The organism is Streptomyces violaceusniger Tu 4113 (genome assembly GCF_000147815.2).
In the GTDB taxonomy this organism is placed as follows: Bacteria; Actinomycetota; Actinomycetes; order Streptomycetales; family Streptomycetaceae; genus Streptomyces; species Streptomyces violaceusniger_A.
Window position 1 is genome coordinate 1,363,969 of record NC_015957.1, and the last position, 19,221, is coordinate 1,383,189.

13 protein-coding genes are annotated in these 19,221 nt (G+C 73.2%); 10 read left to right on the forward strand and 3 right to left on the reverse strand.

Annotation, left to right across the window (positions count from 1 at the left end; translation table 11 throughout):
• Positions 1-150: 150 nt before the first annotated feature.
• From STRVI_RS06145 to nudC, 4 genes are all read left to right on the forward strand, one after another.
• Positions 151-3,369: an ATP-dependent helicase gene (locus tag STRVI_RS06145; RefSeq protein WP_251982861.1), complete on the forward strand. Its 3,219-nt coding sequence runs from the start codon at positions 151-153 to the stop codon at positions 3,367-3,369.
• A gap of 95 nt (positions 3,370-3,464) precedes the next feature.
• A complete protein-coding gene (locus STRVI_RS06150) occupies positions 3,465-7,133 on the forward strand; it encodes an ATP-dependent DNA helicase (RefSeq protein ID WP_078505142.1) in 3,669 nt (1,222 codons plus the stop codon).
• Positions 7,134-7,187: 54 nt separating this feature from the next.
• Positions 7,188-8,591, forward strand: coding sequence for a dipeptidase (locus STRVI_RS06155; protein ID WP_014054754.1), 1,404 nt, complete (start codon positions 7,188-7,190; stop codon positions 8,589-8,591).
• A 51-nt stretch (positions 8,592-8,642) separates the two neighbouring features.
• Complete coding sequence (nudC, locus tag STRVI_RS06160) at positions 8,643-9,578, forward strand: NAD(+) diphosphatase (protein WP_014054755.1); 936 nt, start codon at positions 8,643-8,645, stop codon at positions 9,576-9,578.
• A 1-nt stretch (position 9,579) separates the two neighbouring features.
• Here nudC and STRVI_RS06165 read toward each other — a convergent pair whose 3' ends face one another.
• On the reverse strand, positions 9,580-9,822 hold the full coding sequence (locus STRVI_RS06165; protein WP_014054756.1) for a mycoredoxin: 243 nt from the start codon (positions 9,820-9,822) through the stop codon (positions 9,580-9,582).
• A 146-nt stretch (positions 9,823-9,968) separates the two neighbouring features.
• On the opposite strand from STRVI_RS06165, the gene STRVI_RS06170 reads away from it, so the two are divergent.
• From STRVI_RS06170 to STRVI_RS06180, 4 genes are all read left to right on the forward strand, one after another.
• Positions 9,969-12,263: an ATP-dependent DNA helicase UvrD2 gene (locus tag STRVI_RS06170; RefSeq protein ID WP_014054757.1), complete on the forward strand. Its 2,295-nt coding sequence runs from the start codon at positions 9,969-9,971 to the stop codon at positions 12,261-12,263.
• A 140-nt stretch (positions 12,264-12,403) separates the two neighbouring features.
• Entirely contained in the window at positions 12,404-12,670 is a 267-nt protein-coding gene (locus STRVI_RS47515; RefSeq protein WP_014054758.1) for a hypothetical protein, read from the forward strand.
• A gap of 115 nt (positions 12,671-12,785) precedes the next feature.
• Positions 12,786-13,148, forward strand: a complete 363-nt coding sequence (locus STRVI_RS06175; RefSeq protein WP_014054759.1) for a WhiB family transcriptional regulator — start codon at positions 12,786-12,788, stop codon at positions 13,146-13,148.
• Positions 13,145-13,456, forward strand: coding sequence for a hypothetical protein (locus STRVI_RS06180; RefSeq protein ID WP_014054760.1), 312 nt, complete (start codon positions 13,145-13,147; stop codon positions 13,454-13,456). The genes STRVI_RS06175 and STRVI_RS06180 overlap by 4 nt, the downstream gene beginning before the upstream one ends.
• 185 nt (positions 13,457-13,641) lie before the next feature.
• On the opposite strand, the gene STRVI_RS06185 is transcribed toward STRVI_RS06180, so the two are convergent.
• Both STRVI_RS06185 and STRVI_RS06190 read right to left on the reverse strand, forming a co-directional pair.
• Positions 13,642-15,174 (reverse strand): ABC1 kinase family protein, encoded by a 1,533-nt coding sequence (locus STRVI_RS06185; protein WP_014054761.1) that lies wholly within the window; start codon positions 15,172-15,174, stop codon positions 13,642-13,644.
• Positions 15,175-15,249: 75 nt separating this feature from the next.
• A complete protein-coding gene (locus STRVI_RS06190) occupies positions 15,250-16,389 on the reverse strand; it encodes a ThiF family adenylyltransferase (protein ID WP_014054762.1) in 1,140 nt (379 codons plus the stop codon).
• Between the two features lie 266 nt (positions 16,390-16,655).
• Between STRVI_RS06190 and STRVI_RS06195 the strand changes: the two genes are divergently transcribed.
• Together STRVI_RS06195 and STRVI_RS06200 are read left to right on the forward strand one after the other, a co-directional pair.
• A complete protein-coding gene (locus STRVI_RS06195) occupies positions 16,656-17,282 on the forward strand; it encodes a M48 metallopeptidase family protein (protein WP_014054763.1) in 627 nt (208 codons plus the stop codon).
• A gap of 165 nt (positions 17,283-17,447) precedes the next feature.
• Complete coding sequence (locus tag STRVI_RS06200) at positions 17,448-19,220, forward strand: TerD family protein (protein ID WP_014054764.1); 1,773 nt, start codon at positions 17,448-17,450, stop codon at positions 19,218-19,220.
• Position 19,221: the final 1 nt, after the last annotated feature.

Below are 19,221 nucleotides of genomic sequence, written 5' to 3' on the forward strand. Positions count from 1 at the left end.
TGAGGTCCCGCCGTGCATGAGAGGCTGTCCCGCACCCAGCCAACCCACCAGGACCGGCGATCCAACGTGAGCTCCTCCCCCTCGTCCCTTCCACGGCAGCGGCAGGCGCGGCAGCCCTCCTCACGGCAGTCGTCCTCGGGCGTCTACCGCCTGCTCCGTCATCGGCCGGAGCCCGGAGCCCTTCCTGTCCTGGACGCACCGCAGCGCGCTGTGGCTGAGCATCGGGGCGGCCCCTTGCTGGTGCTCGCCGGGCCCGGTACGGGCAAGACGACGACGCTCGTGGAGGCGGTGGCCCGCCGGGTGCGCGAGGGCGCGGACCCCGAGCGGCTCCTTGTGCTCACCTTCAGCCGTAAGGCCGCCGTCGAACTGCGCGACCGCATGGCCGCGCGCCTGGGCGGCGCGAGCGCCCCACGGGCCACGACCTTCCACTCCTACTGCTACGCCCTGGTCCGCGCCCACCAGGACGTCGATCTCTTCGTCGATCCGCTGCGGCTGCTCTCCGGGCCGGAGCAGGACGTCGTCGTCAGGGAGCTGCTCGCCGGCCAGGCCGAGCTGGCGCGCGAGGGCCGGGCCTTCGTCCGCTGGCCCGACGACCTGCGCGCCTGCCTGACCACGCGGGGCTTCGCCGACGAGGTGCGCGCGGTGCTCGCCCGCAGCCGGGAGCTGGGCCTGGGCCCACGGGCGCTGGGGGAGTTCGCCGAGCGCACCGGGCGCCCCGACTGGTCCGCCGCGGCCGGTTTCCTCGCCGAGTACCTCGACGTCCTGGACGCCCAGGGGGTGCTGGACTACGCGGAGCTGGTGCACCGCGCGGTGCTGCTCGCCGGGCGGCCGGAGGTCGCGGCCGAGCTGGCGGGGCGGTACGACGCCGTGTTCGTCGACGAGTACCAGGACACCGACGTGGCCCAGGGCCGGCTGCTGGGGGCGCTCGCGGGCGGCGGCAGGACCCTGCTCGCCTTCGGCGACCCCGATCAGTCGATCTACGCCTTCCGCGGTGCCGACGTGGGCGGCATCCTCCGCTTCCGCGAGGACTTCCCGCGGGCGGACGGCCGGCCCGCCGACATGGAGGTCCTCACCGTCTCCCGCCGCTCGGGGGCCGTCCTGCTCGCGGCCACCCGGCGGATCACCGGCCGGATGCCGCTCACCCGGCTGCCCGCGCGAGCCGTAAGGGCGCATCGGGAGCTCGCGGCCGTCCGCGACGGCGGCCGCGTCGAGGCGTACACGTACCCCACCGCGGGCGCCGAGCTCGACAACGTCGCCGACATCCTGCGCCGCGCCCATCTGGAGGACGGGGTGCCGTGGCGCGAGATGGCCGTCCTGGTGCGCGCCGGGGGGCGCTCGATCCCCGGTGTGCGCCGGGCGCTCACCTCGGCCGGAGTCCCCGTCGAGGTGGACGGCGATGACATCCCGCTGCGCCATGAGCCCGCCGTGGCCCCCCTGCTGACGGCGCTGCGGGCCGCCGCCACGGCCGCGCTGCCGGACAGCGGCGGGCTGTCCGCGGTCCTCGGCGTCGAGACCGCCCTGACCCTGCTCACCTCGCCGCTCGGCGGGATGGACGCCGCCGATCTGCGCCGCCTGGGCCGTGCGCTGCGCGAGGAGGAGCGGTCCGCCGGACGCGCGGTGCCGCGCCCCTCCGACGTCCTGCTCGCCGAGGCGCTCGCCGAGCCCGAGCGGCTGGCCGTCCACGACCCGGCGTACGCACGCGGCGCCCAGCGGCTCGGGCCGCTGCTGCGCACCGCCCGGGAGGCGCTGGCCCGGGGCGGCACCGCCGAACAGGCGCTGTGGCAGTTGTGGGACGGCACCTCCTGGCCCGGGCGGCTGGAGCGGGCCGCGCAGCGCGGCGGCACCGCCGGGCGGAACGCGGACCGTGACCTCGACGCGGTGTGCGCGCTGTTCGAGACCGCCGCCCGCGCCGAGGAGCGCACCGGCGGCCGCGGCGCCCTCAACTTCCTGGAGGAGATCGACGCCCAGGACATCGCCGCCGACACCCTCTCCCGCCGGATGGTCCGCCCCGACGCCGTACGGCTGATGACCGCCCACCGCGCCAAGGGGCTCGAATGGGCCCTGGTGGTCGTCGCGGGGGTGCAGGAGGGGCTGTGGCCCGATCTGCGGCGCCGCGGCTCGCTCCTGGAGGCCGACCGGATCGGCCGGGACGGACTGGCCGAGCCACTGCCGCCGGGCGCGCTGCTGGCCGAGGAGCGGCGGCTGTTCTACGTGGCGGCGACCCGCGCGAAGGAGCGGCTCGTGGTCACCGCCGTCAAGGCCGCCTCCGAGGACGGGGACCAGCCCTCCCGCTTCCTCACCGAACTCGGCGTCCCGCCCACCGACGTCACCCAGCGGCCGCGCCGCCCGCTGTCCGTCGCCGCGCTCGTCGCCGAGCTGCGCGCCACCACCGTCGACCCGGATGCCTCGGAGGCGCTGCGCGACGCCGCCGCGCGCCGGCTGGCGCGGCTCGCGGCGCTGCGCGACGAGGAGGGCCGGCCGCTGGTCCCGGCCGCCCATCCGCACCGCTGGTGGGGGCTGCACGAGCCGACACACAGCGAGGTCCCGCTGCGCGACCGGGACCGGCCCGTGGCGCTGTCCGGCAGCGCCCTCGACCAGCTCGTCAACACCTGCTCGCTCCAGTGGTTCCTGGGGCGCGAGGTGAAGGCCGACGCGCCCTCGACGGCCGCCCAGGGCTTCGGCAACGTCGTGCACGTCCTGGCCGACGAGGTCGCCTCCGGACGCACCCCGGCCGATCTCGCGGTCCTCATGGAGCGCCTGGACTCCGTATGGGACGCGCTCGCCTTCGACGCCCCCTGGAAGTCACGGCAGGAGAAGGAGCAGGCACGGGCGGCCCTGGAGCGCTTTCTGCACTGGCATGTGATGGAGCGCGGCGGCCGCACCCCGGTCGCCACCGAGCACTCCTTCGACGTCACGCTCGAAGCCGACGTCTATAAGGTGCGCATCCGCGGCAGCATGGACCGCGTCGAGACGGACGGCGAGGGGCACGCCTATGTCGTCGACTTCAAGACCGGCAAGCAGGCCGTGACCCGGGGCGATGTCGAGCACCATCCCCAACTGGCGGCCTATCAGTTGGCGGTGCGCGAGGGCGCCGTCGACGACCTCTTCGAGGGCGGGCGCCCCGAGGCGGGCGGCGCGGAGCTCGTCCAGCTACGGCAGGGCGCCGCCAAGAAGGACGGCGGCGACGACGTCCCCAAGGTCCAGGCCCAGGAGCCGCCGGACGGCGAGTGGGTGGGGCAGTTGCTCGCCACCGCGGCCGGGCGCGTCCTCGACGAGCGGTTCACCCCGACCACGGGCGACCACTGCGAGCGCTGCGCCTTCCGCGGCGCGTGCAGCGCCCGCGCGGAGGGGCGCCATGTGGTCGAGTGACGCTTTCGCGTATCGGGCCCGGACCCCGGGGCCGCCGCCCACCGGGGCGGCGAGGGCGGCGGGGCATGTCGGTGGGCACCGATAGCCTCACTGGAGTGGCAGCCCGCATCACCGATCCCGAGGAGCTCAAGGAACTCCTCGGGATCCCGTTCACCCCTGAGCAGGTGGCGTGCATCACCGCACGGCCCGCCCCGCAGGTGATCGTCGCCGGGGCGGGCTCCGGCAAGACCACGGTGATGGCCGCCCGCGTCGTCTGGCTGGTCGGCACCGGACAGGTCGCGCCCGACCGGGTGCTCGGCCTCACCTTCACCAACAAGGCCGCCGGAGAGCTGGCCGAGCGGGTCCGTAGGGCCCTCGTCACGGCGGGCATCGTGGACCAGGACCCGGATCCGGGCGCCACCGAGGAGGCCGCGGGCGAGCCCGTCATCTCCACGTACCACGCCTTCGCCGGACAGTTGCTCAAGGACCACGGGCTGCGCGTCGGCCTGGAGCCGAGCGCCCGGCTGCTCGCCGACGCCACCCGCTTCCAGCTCGCCGCGCGCGTCCTGCGCTCGGCCCCCGGCCCGTATCCGGCGCTCACCCGCCCCTTCTCCGACCTGGTCACCGATCTGCTCGCGCTCGACGCCGAGCTCGCCGAGCACCTCGTCCCCGCCGAGCGGCTGCGCGCGTACGACACCGAGCTGCTGCGGACCCTGGAGGGGGCGCGGCTCACCAACGAGGCGCTGCGCAAGGTGCCCGAGGCCGCCCGCGCCCGCCAGGAGCTGCTGGGCCTGGTCGAGGCGTACCGCGAGGAGAAGCGGCGCCGCGATCTGCTCGACTTCGGCGACCAGATCGCCCATTCGGCGACCCTGGCCCTCGACCACCCGGAGGTCGGTCGGATCCTGCGCGAGCAGTTCGCGGTCGTCCTGCTCGACGAGTACCAGGACACCTCGGTCGCCCAGCGGCTGCTGCTGTCCGGTCTCTTCGGCGGCGGCACCGGACACCCCGTCACCGCCGTCGGCGACCCCTGCCAGGCCATCTACGGCTGGCGCGGCGCCTCCGTGGCCAACCTGGACGACTTCCCCGAGCACTTCCGGCACGCCGACAACAGCCCGGCGCGGCGGTTCGCGCTCAGCGAGAACCGGCGCAGCGGGGGCCGCCTCCTGGACCTCGCCAATGGGCTGGCCGCCCCGCTGCGCGCGATGCACGAGGGCGTCGAGGCACTGCGCCCCGCGCCCGGTGCCGAGCGGGACGGAGCGGTGCGCTGTGCGCTGTTGCCCACCCACGCCGAGGAGCTGGCCTGGCTCGCCGACTCCATCGCCCACCTGGTGCGCACCGGCACCCCGCCCGGTGAGATCGCGGTCCTGTGCCGTACGGCGGGTGACTTCGCGCAGATCCAGGGCGCCCTGGTGGAGCGGGACATTCCGGTGGAGGTGGTGGGCCTGTCGGGGCTGCTGCATCTGCCGGAGGTCGCCGATCTGGTGGCCGTCTGCGAGGTCCTCCAGGACCCGGGGGCCAACGCCGCGCTGGTCCGTCTGCTCACCGGGCCGCGCTGGCGGATCGGCCCCCGCGACCTCGCGCTGCTCGGCCGCCGCGCCCGCGCGCTGGTCTTCCACGGCGGGCCGGACGGGGCGGACGACGATCCGGACCTACGGCTCCCCGGGGCCGTCGAGGGCACCGACCCCTCCGAGGTGATCTCCCTCGCCGACGCCCTCGACACCTTCCTGGAGGCGGGCGGCGGCCCGGACGACGGGCTGCCCTTCTCGGCCGAGGCACGGATCCGGTTCGCCCGGCTCGCCGCCGAACTCCGCGAACTGCGCCGCTCGCTGGCCGATCCGCTGATGGACGTGCTCCACCGGGTGCTGGCCACCACGGGCCTCGAGGTCGAGCTGTCCGCCTCACCGCACGCCCTGGCCGCGCGCCGCCGCGAGACGCTCGGCAACTTCCTGGACGTCGCGGCCGCCTTCGCGGGCCGGGAGGGCGGCGCGGCCGTGGAGGGCGAGGCCACCCTGCAGGGCTTCCTCGGCTTCCTGCGCACCGCCGCGCAGTACGAGAAGGGGCTCGACAACGCCCTCCCCGGCGGTGAGAACACGGTCAAGGTGCTCACCGCCCACAAGTCCAAGGGGCTGGAGTGGGACGTGGTGGCGGTGCCGGGGCTGGTCGCCAAGCAGTTCCCGAGCGAGCAGTCCCGCGAGTCCTGGACGGCGAACGCGAAGGTCCTGCCGCATGAGCTGCGCGGGGACGCGCGGACCCTCCCGGACGTCACCGCCTGGGACAGCAAGGGGATCGCGGCCTTCAAGGACGCCATGAAGGGGCATCAGCGGACCGAGGAGCTCCGGCTTGGCTATGTGACGTTCACCCGGCCGCGGTCGCTGCTCCTGGGCTCCGGCCACTGGTGGGGCCCCACCCAGAAGCGGCCGCGCGGCCCGTCGGCCTTCCTGGACGCGCTGCGCGAGCACTGTGAGGCCGGGTACGGCGAGGTCGAGGCATGGGCCGAGCCGCCGGAGGAGGGCGCGGAGAACCCGGCCCTGCGGGCGTCGGCGGCCGACCGGGCCTGGCCGCTTCCGCTGGACCCGGCAGCGCTGCGCCACCGGCGGCGCGCCGCCGATGTGGTGCTCGCCCATCTGGCGCGCATCGAGACGGCGGGGGAGGGGCCGACCGCGCAGGACGGGGGGCACTCCTCGGCTGACGGGGGTCCGTTCCCGGAGCCCATGGACGATCTGGAGCCACCGGAGGAGCCTGAACCCCTGGAGGACCCGGAGTGGCCCGCGCCTCCGGAGGACCCTTACGAGGACGCGGACGCGTACGGAGCTGCCGACGACTCGTACGAGCCATACGAGGACGAGCCGTACGGCGACGGGCCACACGCCGATCCTTACGGCGCACCGGAACCCGGTGTGCCGGATATCACGCGAGAACCGGCCGAGGACGAGCTGGCACCCGAGGAGGCCCGGCTGGCGAGTTCCTGGGACCGCGATCTGGACGCGCTCGCCGGGGAGCTGCGCCGCGCCCGCGAGACCGTGCACGAGGTGCCCCTGCCGGGGACGCTGACCGCCTCCCAGCTGCTGCGCCTCGCCGACGACCCGGACGCTTTCGCACGGGAGCTGGCCCGCCCCATGCCCCGCCCGCCGCGCCCCGCCGCGCGGCGCGGCACCCGCTTCCACGCCTGGGTCGAAGCGCGCTTCGAGGCGCTGTCGCTGCCCTTCCTCGGCCCCGACGAGCTGCCTGGCGGCGAGGAGGACGAGGCGGAGATCGCCGACGAGCGGGATCTGACCGCGCTCAAGGAGGCGTTCGCGCGCACGCCGTACGCCCGTCGCACCCCTTACCGCGTGGAGGTGCCGGTCCAGCTGACCCTGGCGGGCCGCATCATCCGCGGCCGGATCGACGCGGTGTACCGCGCGTCCGGAAGCGGCCCCGACGGCGGCCCGCGCTACGAGATCGTCGACTGGAAGACCGGCCGCTCCCAGGACGCCGACCCGCTCCAGCTGGCCATCTACCGCCTCGCCTGGGCCGAGCAGCATGGACTGCCCCTGTCGGCGGTCACGGCGGCGTTCGTGTACGTGCGCAGCGGTGAGGTCGTGCGCCCCGCCGGACTGCCCGGCCGGGCCGGGCTCGAGCGCGTCCTGCTCGGGGAGCCGGGCGGCGGGACCGGCGGCGGTCCGCTCGGCGAGCCGGATGAGGGGGATGGGGGCGCGGAGGCGGACGTGGCCGGGGACGGGGCCGAGGGCGCGGCCGGAAATGACCATACCGACGCCGAAGCCGTCACCGAGAGCGAGCGCTCATGAGCGCCCCGGCGGCCCCCGCCCTCGTCCCGGCGCGGGCCGGATAGGCTCACATGCATGAGCAACACCCCGGACACGGACAACGCCGTCCGCGCCTATGTGGACGACCATCGCGCCGCCTTTCTCGCCGAACTCTCCGAGTGGCTGCGCATCCCGTCCGTATCCGCCGACCCGGCCCGCGCCGACGACGTCCGGCGCAGCGCCGAGTGGCTGAGGGGCCATCTGGCCGCGACGGGCTTCCCGGTGGCTGAGATATGGGACACACCGGGCGCCCCGGCCGTCTTCGCCGAATGGCCGTCCGGCGATCCCGACGCCCTTACGGTGCTCGTCTACGGCCACCACGACGTCCAGCCCGCCGACCGCGAGGACGGCTGGCGCACCGACCCCTTCGAGCCCGTCATCGAGGACGGCAGGCTCTACGCCCGCGGCGCCGCCGACGACAAGGGGCAGGTCCTTTTCCACACCCTGGGGATACGCGCGCATCTGGCCGTGACCGGCCGTGGCGCGCCCGCGGTGAACCTCAAGCTGCTGATCGAGGGCGAGGAGGAGTCCGGTTCCCCGCACTTCTCCGAGCTGATCCGCGCGCACGCCGACCGGCTGGCCTGCGACACCGTGATCGTCTCCGACACCGGGATGTGGTCCGAGGACACCCCGACCGTCTGTACCGGCATGCGGGGCCTCGTCGAATGCCAGATCGATCTCCACGGGCCCGCCCAGGACATCCACTCCGGCTCCTTCGGCGGCGCGGTCCCCAACCCGGCCACCGAGGCCGCCCGTCTGGCCGCCGCGCTGCACGACGCCGACCGTAAGGTGGCCATCCCCGGCTTCTACGACGGTGTCGTGGAGCTGACCGACCGTGAGCGCGAGCTCTTCGCCGAGCTGCCCTTCGACGAGGCGGGCTGGCTGCGGACCGCGCATTCGCGGGCCTCGCTCGGCGAGGCGGGGTACTCCACCCTGGAGCGGATCTGGGCCCGTCCGACCGCCGAGGTCAACGGCATCGGCGGAGGCTATCAAGGGCCGGGCGGAAAGACCATCGTGCCCTCGGCCGCCCAGTTGAAGCTGTCCTTCCGGCTGGTGGCCGGGCAGGACGTGGAGAAGGTCCAGTCGGCCGTACGGGACTGGGTCGCCGCCCGGCTCCCGGCCGGTATCCGCCATGAGATCACCTATTGGGGCGCCACCCGCCCCTGTCTGACCCCGCTGGACCACCCCGCGCTCCAGTCGGTCGTCCGGGCCATGGGGCGCGCCTTCGGCCAGGAGGTCCGCTTCACCCGCGAGGGCGGATCGGGCCCCGCCGCCGATCTCCAGGACGTCCTCGGCGCCCCGGTGCTCTTCCTGGGCATCTCGGTGCCGTCCGACGGCTGGCACGCGCCCAACGAGAAGGTCGAGCTCGGCCTGCTCATGAAGGGTGCCGAGACGGCCGCCCATCTCTGGGACGATCTCGCCGAGAATGGGCGGGAATAGCTCGCTCATGTACGTAAACCACCCATTTCGCTGGGGGAGTTGGAAGCAACCGTGACCACCTGGACCGACCACGCCACCGACCGGCCGATCACGCTCGCTGCCCCGAGCGGCATCGACCGCTCCGCGCATCACCGCCTGGACGAGGCGTGGCTGGCGGCGGCGTGGAGTCACCCGACGACGCGTGTCTTCGTGGTCTCCGGCGGCCAGGCCCTGGTCGACGACACCCCGGACGGCCGCACCGAGCTCGTCATGACCCCGTCCTTCGAGGCCCCGCCCACCGAGAACCACCGCTACTTCCTGGGCACCGACCAGGAGGGCGTGCGCTACTTCGCGCTGCAGAAGGACTCCCTGCCGGGGCGGATGGACCAGTCGGCACGCCCCGCCGGGCTGCGCGAGGCGGGCGCGCTGCTGTCCGAGCGCGACGCGGGGCTGCTGGTGCACGCGGTCGCGTTGGAGAACTGGCAGCGGCTGCACCGCTTCTGCTCACGCTGCGGTGAGCGCACGATGATCGCGGCGGCGGGTCATATCCGCCGCTGCCCCGCGTGCGGCGCCGAGCACTACCCGCGGACCGACCCTGCCGTGATCATGCTGGTGCGGGACGAGCAGGACCGTGCGCTGCTGGGGCGGCAGGTGCACTGGCCGGAGGGGCGCTTCTCGACGCTGGCGGGCTTCGTGGAGCCGGGCGAGTCGATCGAGCAGGCCGTGGTCCGCGAGGTGGCGGAGGAGGCGGGCGTCACGGTCGGCGAGGTCGAGTACGTGGCCAGCCAGCCGTGGCCGTTCCCGTCCAGCCTGATGCTCGGCTTCATGGCACAGGCCACGTCCTCCCTGATCCAGGTGGACGGGGAGGAGATCCACGAGGCGCGCTGGTTCTCCCGGGACGACCTGCGGGCCGCGATCGAGTCCGGGGAGGTCCTGCCTCCGTCCGGTATCTCGATCGCGGCCCGGCTGATCGAACTCTGGTACGGCGAGCCCTTGCCGCGAGGCTGACTCAGCCGCCGACCTTGGCCTTGACCTGCGCCAAGGACGGGTTGGTCAGGGTCGACCCATCGGGGAAGAGAACGGTCGGCACCGTCTGGTTGCCGCCGTTCGCCTTCTCGACGAAGGCCGCGGACTCCGGGTCCTGCTCGATGTTGATCTCGGTGTAGGCGATGCCCTCGCGGTCCATCTGCCCCTTCAGACGGCGGCAGTAGCCGCACCAGGTGGTGCTGTACATCGTCACAGTGCCGGACATCGGTCTTCGCTCTCCTCGGGGTCGTGTTGGGTGGGCAGAAGGTGAACGCTCACCCTCCGCCGGTCATTCCCGGATTCATATGACCGGAAGGCCACGGCTGTGGACAACCGGCACGGGGGTCCCAGGGGACCTGGCAGCATGGCGGGGTGACTGCAGCAACGTCCTCCACTCTGTTCCCGCAGGGCTCCACACCGGGTTCCTACGCGGCCACGCCGCGTGACGCCGACGCGGTGCTCGACGGGCTCGACCCCGAGCAGCGCGAGGTGGCGACGTCCCTGCACGGCGCGGTGTGCGTGCTGGCCGGGGCCGGCACCGGCAAGACCCGCGCCATCACCCACCGGATCGCCTATGGGGTGCGCGCGGGCATGCTCCAGCCCGCCAGTGTGCTGGCCGTCACCTTCACCAACCGGGCGGCGGGGGAGATGCGCGGCCGGCTGCGGCAGCTCGGCGCGGGCGGGGTGCAGGCGCGCACCTTCCACTCGGCGGCCCTGCGGCAGTTGCAGTATTTCTGGCCCAAGGCGGTCGGCGGTGAGGTGCCGCGGCTGGTCGAGCGCAAGGTGCAGCTCGTGGCAGAGGCCGCCACGCGGTGCCGGGTCCGGCTGGACCGCAATGAGCTGCGGGACGTGACCGGCGAGATCGAATGGTCGAAGGTCACCCAGACCGTGCCCGAGGACTATCCGGCCGTGGCCGCCAAATCCGGCCGGGAGGCCCCCCGCGACGCCGCCGAGATCGGCCGGATCTACGCCACCTATGAGCAGTTGAAGCGCGACCGCGGCGTCATCGACTTCGAGGATGTGCTGCTCCTCACGGTCGGTGTGCTCCAGGAGCGGCACGACATCGCCGATCAGGTGCGCCGTCAGTACCAGCACTTCGTGGTCGACGAGTACCAGGACGTCAGCCCGCTGCAGCAGCGGCTGCTGGAGCTGTGGCTGGGCGACCGGGACAGCCTGTGCGTGGTCGGGGACGCCAGCCAGACCATCTACTCCTTCACCGGCGCCACCCCCGACCATCTGCTGGACTTCCGCACCCGCCACCCCGGGGCCACGGTGGTCAAGCTGATCCGGGACTACCGCTCCACCCCGCAGGTGGTCCACCTGGCCAATGGGCTGCTCTCCCAGGCCCGCGGCCGGGCCGCCGAGCACCGGCTGGAGCTGGTCTCCCAGCGGGAGGCGGGCCCCGACCCGGTCTACGCCGCCTATGCGGACGAGCCGGCCGAGGCCGAGGGCACCGCCCGCCGGATCCGCGAGCTGATCACCCCGGTCGAGCAGGGGGGCGGCGGCGTCCCGGCGAGCCAGATCGCGGTCCTCTACCGGGTCAACGCCCAGTCGGAGCTCTATGAGCAGGCGCTGGCCGATGCCCAGGTGCCCTATCAGCTCCGCGGCGCCGAGCGGTTCTTCGAGCGGCCCGAGGTGCGCGAGGCGGGGCTGCTGCTGCGCGGCGCGGCCCGCGGCAGAAGTACCGACCCGGCGCTGGCGGATGCCGACATCCCGTCCCAGGTGCGGGCCGTGCTGGGCACGCGTGGCTGGACGCCCGAGCCCCCGGCGGGGTCGGGCGCGGTGCGCGACCGCTGGGAGTCCCTGGCCGCCCTGGTGCGGCTCGCCGAGGACTTCGCGGGCAGCCGCCCCGGGGCCACGCTTTCCGATCTGGTGGCGGAGCTCGACGAGCGGGCGGCGGCGCAGCACGCCCCGACCGTCGAGGGTGTGACCCTCGCCTCACTCCACGCGGCCAAGGGCCTCGAATGGGACGCCGTCTTCCTGGTCGGTCTCACCGAGGGGATGGTGCCGATCACCTACGCCAAGACGGACCAGCAGATCGAGGAGGAGCGTCGGCTGCTCTATGTGGGGGTCACCCGCGCCCGTCACCATCTGACGCTGTCCTGGGCGCTCTCGCGGGCTCCGGGCGGCCGGGCCTCCCGTCGCCCCACCCGCTTTCTCAACGGGCTGCGGCCCGGCTCCCAGGCCGTGGGCGCCCGCACCCTCGGCGGGGCCGGCGGAATCGAGCGCGGGGCGGCGGCCCCGGGCGGGGGCGGCGGGGTGCGCAGGCGGCGCGGTCCGGTCCACTGCCGGGTGTGCGGCCGGGCGCTGACCGACGCGGGCGAGATGAAGCTGATGCGCTGCGAGGGCTGCCCGTCCGAGCTGGACGAGGCGCTCTATGAGCGGCTGCGCGACTGGCGGGCGGAGCAGGCGGGGCTGCTGGGACAGCCGGCCTATTGCGTGTTCACCGACAAGACACTGCTCGCGATCGCCGAGGCCGTTCCGGGAACCGGATCGGAGCTCGCCCGCATCGCCGGTGTCGGACGACGCAAGCTCGACCGGTTCGGAGCCGACGTTCTCGCGCTGTGCGAGGGGCGGGAACTGCCCTCGGCAGTCGATGGCGAGGGGGACGACGGTGCCGGGGGAAGCCATTCGGGTGACCCTTGGCAAAACTCGACGGAAAAATAGTTTGCGCGCGCGGAGGCCATACCCATAGCCTTCCGAACACGGAGACAACGGCCCTTCCAGGAGCCGAGGATTCCGTGTTGTACTGAACACCCGGACTGGTTTCGATCGGTCCCTGAGACGCCGAGAGGAGGCGAAGACCAGTGATCACCTTCATCAACACCATCAAAAAGGCCGATCGATCGGTCGTCGCCACCTGCCTGCTCGGCTCCGCGCTTCCTGGCACCGGTATGCCCGGCGTCAATGAGGAGCGCCTCAGTGAGCGACCGATCCAGGCACCTGCGGTAACGGCAGTGGCACAGGCAATGGCCTATGCCTTTGCGGCCAATGGTGCCGAATCCCGGGCGACGCAGCAGCACCACAAGACGTGGGCCTTCCGCAGGCTCGAACCCTGGAGTTATCCAGCCTGATCCAGGATCAGGTCGGCACCTTCCAGGGCCGCGGAACCCACACCGGGATCCGCGGCCCTTTTGATTTGCCAGAGCCCGGCCACCAGCCGGACCAAAGAGACGAGGACCACACACCGTGCAACTCAACGCACACGCCCCGTCCGCATCGACCGACCTGAACCCACCGCCTGACTCCTCGGAGGACTCCTTGACCCCGCTCACCGCCCTCACCGAACTCGATGACGCCATCGAGAACCTGGGTGTAGCTGTTCCGTGCCGTTCGTACGACCCGGAGGTCTTCTTCGCCGAGTCCCCGGCCGACGTCGAGTACGCGAAGTCGCTGTGCCAGACCTGCCCGCTGCGTGAGGCCTGCCTCGCCGGTGCCAAGGACCGTCGCGAGCCCTGGGGCGTCTGGGGCGGGGAGCTCTTCGTCCAGGGCGTGGTGGTCGCCCGCAAGCGGCCGCGTGGCCGCCCGCGTAAGAACCCGGTTGCGGCATGAGCACCACCGGCACCATCGATCGCCCAGCGACGCACGACCCCATGAAGCAGGTCCCGACGATGACCCCACCGGTCTCCGACACCCCAGCACCCGAAACGTCCGGCGCGCCCGAGTCGCGCCAGAACAGGAACCGAGAGATGCAACTCATCCAAGAAGCCCTGGCGCGTGCGCATATGCACGACCGGCTTCAGGAGGCAGAGTCCGAACGGCCCGCCGCTCGGCTCGCCGCCGCCCGCCGGATGCAGCGCCGCGCGGAGCGTGCCTCGCTCCGCGCCCGCCGTGCCCTGGCCATGGCGCTCATGCAGTGACCACCAGGTGCGGTACCGGCCAGAGCCGGGGCTGACAGCACCACACGCCGACGGGTCATACGCCGACCCGTCACGTGACCACAGAGGGCCGGTCCGATCGGACCGGCCCTTTGGCTACCCCGAAGCGCCTGCGCTCCGGGGCGACACCACCCGGCGGCAGAGGCGCGGCCGGGTGCCGCGCGTGCTCAGGCCGAGGTCTCCGCGGCCTCGGACTTCTCCTCGGTGCCCTGTGCGGCACCTTCTCCGGCTTTGGCGGCTTCCCCGGTTCCGGCGGCTTCTTTGGCTTCGGCGCCTTCTTCGATACCGGCGAGTTCTTCGGCTTCGACGGCTTCTCCGGTTGCGGCGCCTTCTTCAGCTTCGGCGCCGTCCTCGGGTTCCGGGCTCTTGGCGAAGCCGGGGACCCATGCCTCGAGTTCATCCCGCAGCCGCACCGTGGCGCCCAACTGGCACAGCACCCCGATGGTGCTCAGGGTCACCCGGTGGATCAGCAGATAGGCGGGCGGCAGATTCAGCTGATTGCCCAGCTCATGGACGGGGGAGTGACGGTCGGCCATCCGCGCCGCCTGGCTGCGCAGCCACTGCCGGTCGAAGACGAACGCGTCGACCTGGGCCGGTTCGAGGATCGGCAGCAGAAAGTCCAGCAGGTCGTCCGGGTCCATCTCGATGGTCGGCTTGACGAAGCCCTCCCCGCGCATCAGCTCGTAGACCCCCATGGCGTCGCCCTGGAGTGCCATGCGCAGTGCGATGCCGATGGGCTCCGGAAGCCCTTCCGGGAGCCGGTTCACCGAACCGAAGTCCAGCACCCCCAGCTTCCACCGCTCCGGCGGTCCGTCCGGGGCGTCACCGGTCAGCAGCCGGAAGTTTCCCGGATGCGGATCGGCGTGCAGCAGTCCGGTGCGGGACGCCCCCGAGAACAGGAAGCGGGCCAGTAGCTGCCCGGCGCGGCCCCGCTCCTCCTGGGTGCCGTCGGCGATCACCTCGGAGAGCGGTATCCCCTCGAGCCATTCGGTGATCAGTATCTGATCGCTCTGGTGCACCACCGCGGGCACCACGATCTCCGCGTCCTGCGCGTACTCCTCCGCATGGGCCCGCTGGGACGCCGCCTCCAGTTCGTAGTCCAGCTCCTCGGCGACCCGGTCGCGCAACTCCGCGATCAGCGGCTTGATGTCCAGCCCCGGTACCAGCGGCCCCAGCACCCGGGCGAAGCGGCTCAGTTGGTTGAGGTCGGACAGCAGCGCCTCGCCCGCGCCCGGGTACTGCACCTTGACCGCCACCGTGCGCCCGTCGTGCCAGACCGCCCGATGCACCTGCCCGATCGAGGCGGCCGCCGCCGGCTTGTCCTCGAACTCCTGGAACAGCTCCGGCCAGTCCGGGCCCAGCCGCTCCTCCAGAGCCGCGTGGACCGTGCGGCTGGGCATGGGAGGGGCCGCTTCCTGGAGCTTGGTCAGGGCCGCTCGGTAGGGCCTGGCTATCTCCTCGGGCAGCGCCGACTCGAAGACCGACATGGCCTGCCCGAGCTTCATGGCCCCGCCCTTGAGCTCACCGAGGACCTTGAACATCTGCTCGGCGGTGCGCTGCTGTACCTCGCGCGCGACCATCTCCGCCGGCCGTCCCCCTATCCGCTTCCCGAGCCCCCACGTGGCGCGCCCCGCGAATCCCAAGGGCAGCGCCGCCAGTTTGGCGGTACGGGTGATCGCCTTGCGCGGCAGATCGGTCATGCGCCCCTCCAACTACAGCCGTGCCATCCCGGAGGGTGGCCCCCGGGCCCCCGTCGCCCACTCCACGGACGTGGGTCACCCGGACATTGTCGCGTGCGGTGCCTCTGCGGCCGAGGCATATACGGCATCCTCCTCCCCGGCTGCTCCGCAGCCGCATCCGGGATGTGCTACGACCGGACGCGCCTCCCAGACGAGGGAGGGAAGCGCCAACTCCCACCGGACCCCCGCGCCCCCGGAGGGCCGGCCGTCGAGGAAGGCCAGCGCCTGCACCGCGGTGAGCCCCGCCACCACCATCGCCAGCGCCGCGTCACAGGCCGGGGCGGTCCGCCGCCGCCCGGACCGCCACTGCGCGAGCATCCGCGGCCAGACGGGCTCCCGCTCGGCACGGCCCGCCGCGGCACAGCCCGCGCAGGGCGTCATGCCCGGCACCACCAGGGGCCCCACGACCCCCGTCGCCTCGAGGACTCCCGCATAGAGATGGGGTGTCCCGGAGGCGAGCAGCGGCTGGGCCGACTCCGGATCCGGTGCGTATGCGGCGAGGCCGTCACGCGGGGCGATCACCACAAGCGCCAGACCGGGCTCTCCCGAGGGGACCTGCTCTTCTGCGCAGGTCCGCTCACGCACGGACCGGCGCGGCAGCGGACCGGGCGCGGTCTGTCGCACCACGCGACGCGCGGCCACATCCCTGCGCTCCCCGATCTGCTCGGCCGACAGCCCGCCGGGAGCCACATCCCAGGGCTCGACACGGCCTCCGTCCACCACATCGACCCGGCCGATCCCCGAGCCCGACAGCGCGGCCGCGACCGCCGCCCCGACCCGGCCGGCGCCTCGCACCTGAACCCGCATCGCCCGCCGTGCGGCGAGCAGCCGCGCCGCCGCCCCGGGCTCGGGATGCAGCACCGACAGGGCCCCCGCGTCGGGCCGCAGCCGGTCCAGGGCCGCGGCGGGCTCACCGCCGTCCCTCGGCTCGTCCAGCAGACCGGCCGCCGCCAGCCGGTCCACCAGTGCGTCGGCCCGGCCCTCCGGCAGCCCGATGGCCCGGGCCTCCTGCCGCAGCAGCGGCAGACCGCGTGTGCCGTCCAGCAGCTCCAGAAAGCTGCCCGTGGCCGTGTCCACCGGCCCCATCACCACCGCATGCGCCCGGGCCACCCCGAACTGGATCGTGTCCCGGCTCCGCCAGCCGCGCCGCAGCGCGGGCTTGAGCATCGGATGCATCGCCGCCCCCCCGTGTGATGTTCTGTGGATCTTCGTGTCTGTACTTACCTGTTCATGACTTTTCGCGTTGAGTTGCACCGGTTCGCTTCCGTTGCACCGCCCTCAGCATGCGGGCCGGCACCCGAAGCCCGCAGAGCGTTATCCACAGGCGGTGGAATAAGTCGTACGAACGCCGGTCGTACAAGCCGTGCACACCGTGGAGTGGTTCGGTCCGCAACAAGGTGCGGGGCGGGACTTCCCCGGCGGCCACCGGGTAACGTCGGGGCGTGCCCGCCGATCCGTCCTCTCGCACCGCGGGGGAGAACCCCCGCAGCGCCGCGAGCGCACCGCGCACCGTCCCGAGCCCGCAGAGCCGAGGCTCGGGCGCGAGCGCGGTCGAGGTCCGCCGGAGCAGCCGGCGGCGCAGGACGGTCTCCGCCTATCGCGAGGGCGACCGCACCGTCGTCCTCATCCCCGCCCGGATGTCCGAGGCCGAGGAGCAGCGCTGGGTGAGCGTCATGCTGGACAAGCTGGCCGCGCAGGAGAGCAAGCGGATGCTGGGCGACGCGGAGCTGGCCGCCCGCGCCGAGCTGCTCTCCGGCCAGTACCTGGGCGGGCGGGCCCGGCCCGCCTCCGTCCGCTGGGTCACCAACCAGAACACCCGCTGGGGGTCGTGCACCCCCGCCGAGGGCAGCATCCGGCTCTCGCACCGGCTCCAGGGCATGCCCGAGTACGTCGTGGACTATGTGCTCCTCCACGAGCTGGCCCATCTGCTGGTGCCGGGTCACGGCCGGCGCTTCTGGCAGCTTCTGGAGGCGTATCCGCGGACCGAGCGGGCGCGGGGCTATCTCGAAGGGGTGGTCGCCGCCGGGCGGTTGCCGCATCTTTCCGGGCCCGGGGACGACCAGCCGTAGGGGACCACGCGCGGCCGTGGGGCCACGCGTGTGCCGTAACGGAACCACCCCCGTGCCGTAACGGAACCACACCCGTGTTCCTTGGCGTCGCTCATAGTCGGCGGCAGCGGTTAGCCTGGCGCGCAATGCACTCACCGGTACGGCGATGGGGGACGGTCCTAACGTATGGCCAGGGAATTCCAGCGCGGCCACAAGGCCAGGATCAGTGATCTGACGGCCGGGAGGGATCTGTACGTCGGGGTGCAGATCGCCGGGCCCGGCCTGACGTTCGACATCAGCTGCTTCGGGCTCGACGCGAACGAGCGGCTGTCGGACGACCGCTACTTCATCTTCTTCAACCAGCCGAAATCCCCTGAAGAAGCGATACAGCAACTCGGGGCGCAGGCCGGTGACACGGATTCGTTCCGTGTCACGCTCGACAGCATCCCCTCCGCCATCCAGAAGCTCTCCTTCACCGCGACCCTCGACGGCGCCGGGCAGATGTCGCAGATCGGCCCCGGCTACATCCGGATCGTCGCGGGCGGCGAGGAGGTGGCCCGGTATTCCTTCACCGGTTCGGAGTTCAGCACCGAACGCGCGGTGATGCTGGGCGACTTCTACCTCAAGGACGTCTGGCGGTTCGCCGCCGTCGGGCAGGGCTTCGACGGGGGACTGGACGCGCTGCTCAAGAACTTCGGCGGTGAAGTGGCCGAGGAGGAGCCCGCCCCCGCCCAGGGCGCCGCGCCCGGTTTCGCGCCGCCCGGCCAGGCAGCCCCCGCCCCGGGCTTCGCAGCCCCGGCCGCGACCGCTGCCCCGGCCGCCCCGGCGCCGCCCGCACCGCAGCCCGCCCCCGCCTTCGGCGCTCCCCAGGGAACGCCGCCGCAGGGGATGCCGCCCCAGGGGATGCCCCCGCAGGGGATGCCGCCCCAAGGGATGCCCGCCCCGGGTACGCCTCCGCAGGGAACGCCCCAGGGCACGCCCCCTCAGGGCGTTCAGCCGCCCGCCCCCGGCACCCCGCAGATGCACGGCGCCCCGACCATCGCCGCACCCATCGCGCCGCCCGGTCAGGTGCCGCCCCCTGGGCAGGTGCCCCCGCCCGGCCAGGTGCCGCCGCCCCCGCCTCCGGGCCAGCAGGCCCCCTTCGGACAGCCGCCGGGCCAGACCCCGCCCGCCCCCGCGCCGTACGGTCAGCCGCCCGCCCAGCCGTACCCCGGCCAGGCCGGTCAGCCAGGCCACCCCGGTCAGCCCGCTCCTTACGGTCAGCCGCAGGCCATGGGCGTCCCCCAGGGCGGTGGCGCGCCCGGGCTCCAGGCCGCGCTCGTCCAGTACCGCGAGGCGCCCACCGGCCAGCGCTGGACGCCGCAGAACCCCCGGCTGATGCGGGTCGACCTCGGCGTCGGCGGGCAGCCCGTGCTCGCCCGCCAGGGCACGATGGTGCTCTACCAGGGCAAGGTCGACTTCAGCTACAAGGGCGCCGGTTTCCGCGGCCGGATCGTCGGCAACGCGACCGGCCAGGAGATGCAGCTGATGCGCTGCACCGGCCAGGGCCAGGTCTTCCTCGCCGAGAACGCCGCCGAACTCCACCCGATCGAGCTCCAGGGCGACGCCATCTGTGTCGCCGCCGAGAACGTGCTCGCCTTCGACGAGTCGCTGCACCACGAGGTGCGCCGGATCGAGGGTCACGGCATCCCCGGTGGCGCGCTGTTCACCATGCAGTTCCAGGGCACCGGCACCGTCGTGGTGAAGACCGAGGGCACGCCGGTCGTCCTCCCCGTCACCCCGACCACCTTCGCCGACAGCAACGCCATCGTGGCCTGGTCCGCCGGATCCCAGGTGATCATCTCCAGCCAGGTGCGGCTGCGCCGCAGCGCCTATCCCGGCCACAGCGGGGAGACCGTGAACCTCCAGTTCCGTGGCGCGCCCGGCAACTTCATCGTCGTCCAGCCCTACGAGGTCTGAA

Coding starts and splice junctions, on each gene's coding strand:
- STRVI_RS06155 (WP_014054754.1), top strand. CDS start 7,188: ATGAGCAACACCCCGGACACGGACAACGCCGTCCGCGCCTATGTGGAC.
- STRVI_RS06165 (WP_014054756.1), bottom strand. CDS start 9,822: ATGTCCGGCACTGTGACGATGTACAGCACCACCTGGTGCGGCTACTGC.
- STRVI_RS06180 (WP_014054760.1), top strand. CDS start 13,145: ATGAGCACCACCGGCACCATCGATCGCCCAGCGACGCACGACCCCATG.
- STRVI_RS06185 (WP_014054761.1), bottom strand. CDS start 15,174: ATGACCGATCTGCCGCGCAAGGCGATCACCCGTACCGCCAAACTGGCG.
- STRVI_RS06190 (WP_014054762.1), bottom strand. CDS start 16,389: ATGCATCCGATGCTCAAGCCCGCGCTGCGGCGCGGCTGGCGGAGCCGG.
- STRVI_RS06200 (WP_014054764.1), top strand. CDS start 17,448: ATGGCCAGGGAATTCCAGCGCGGCCACAAGGCCAGGATCAGTGATCTG.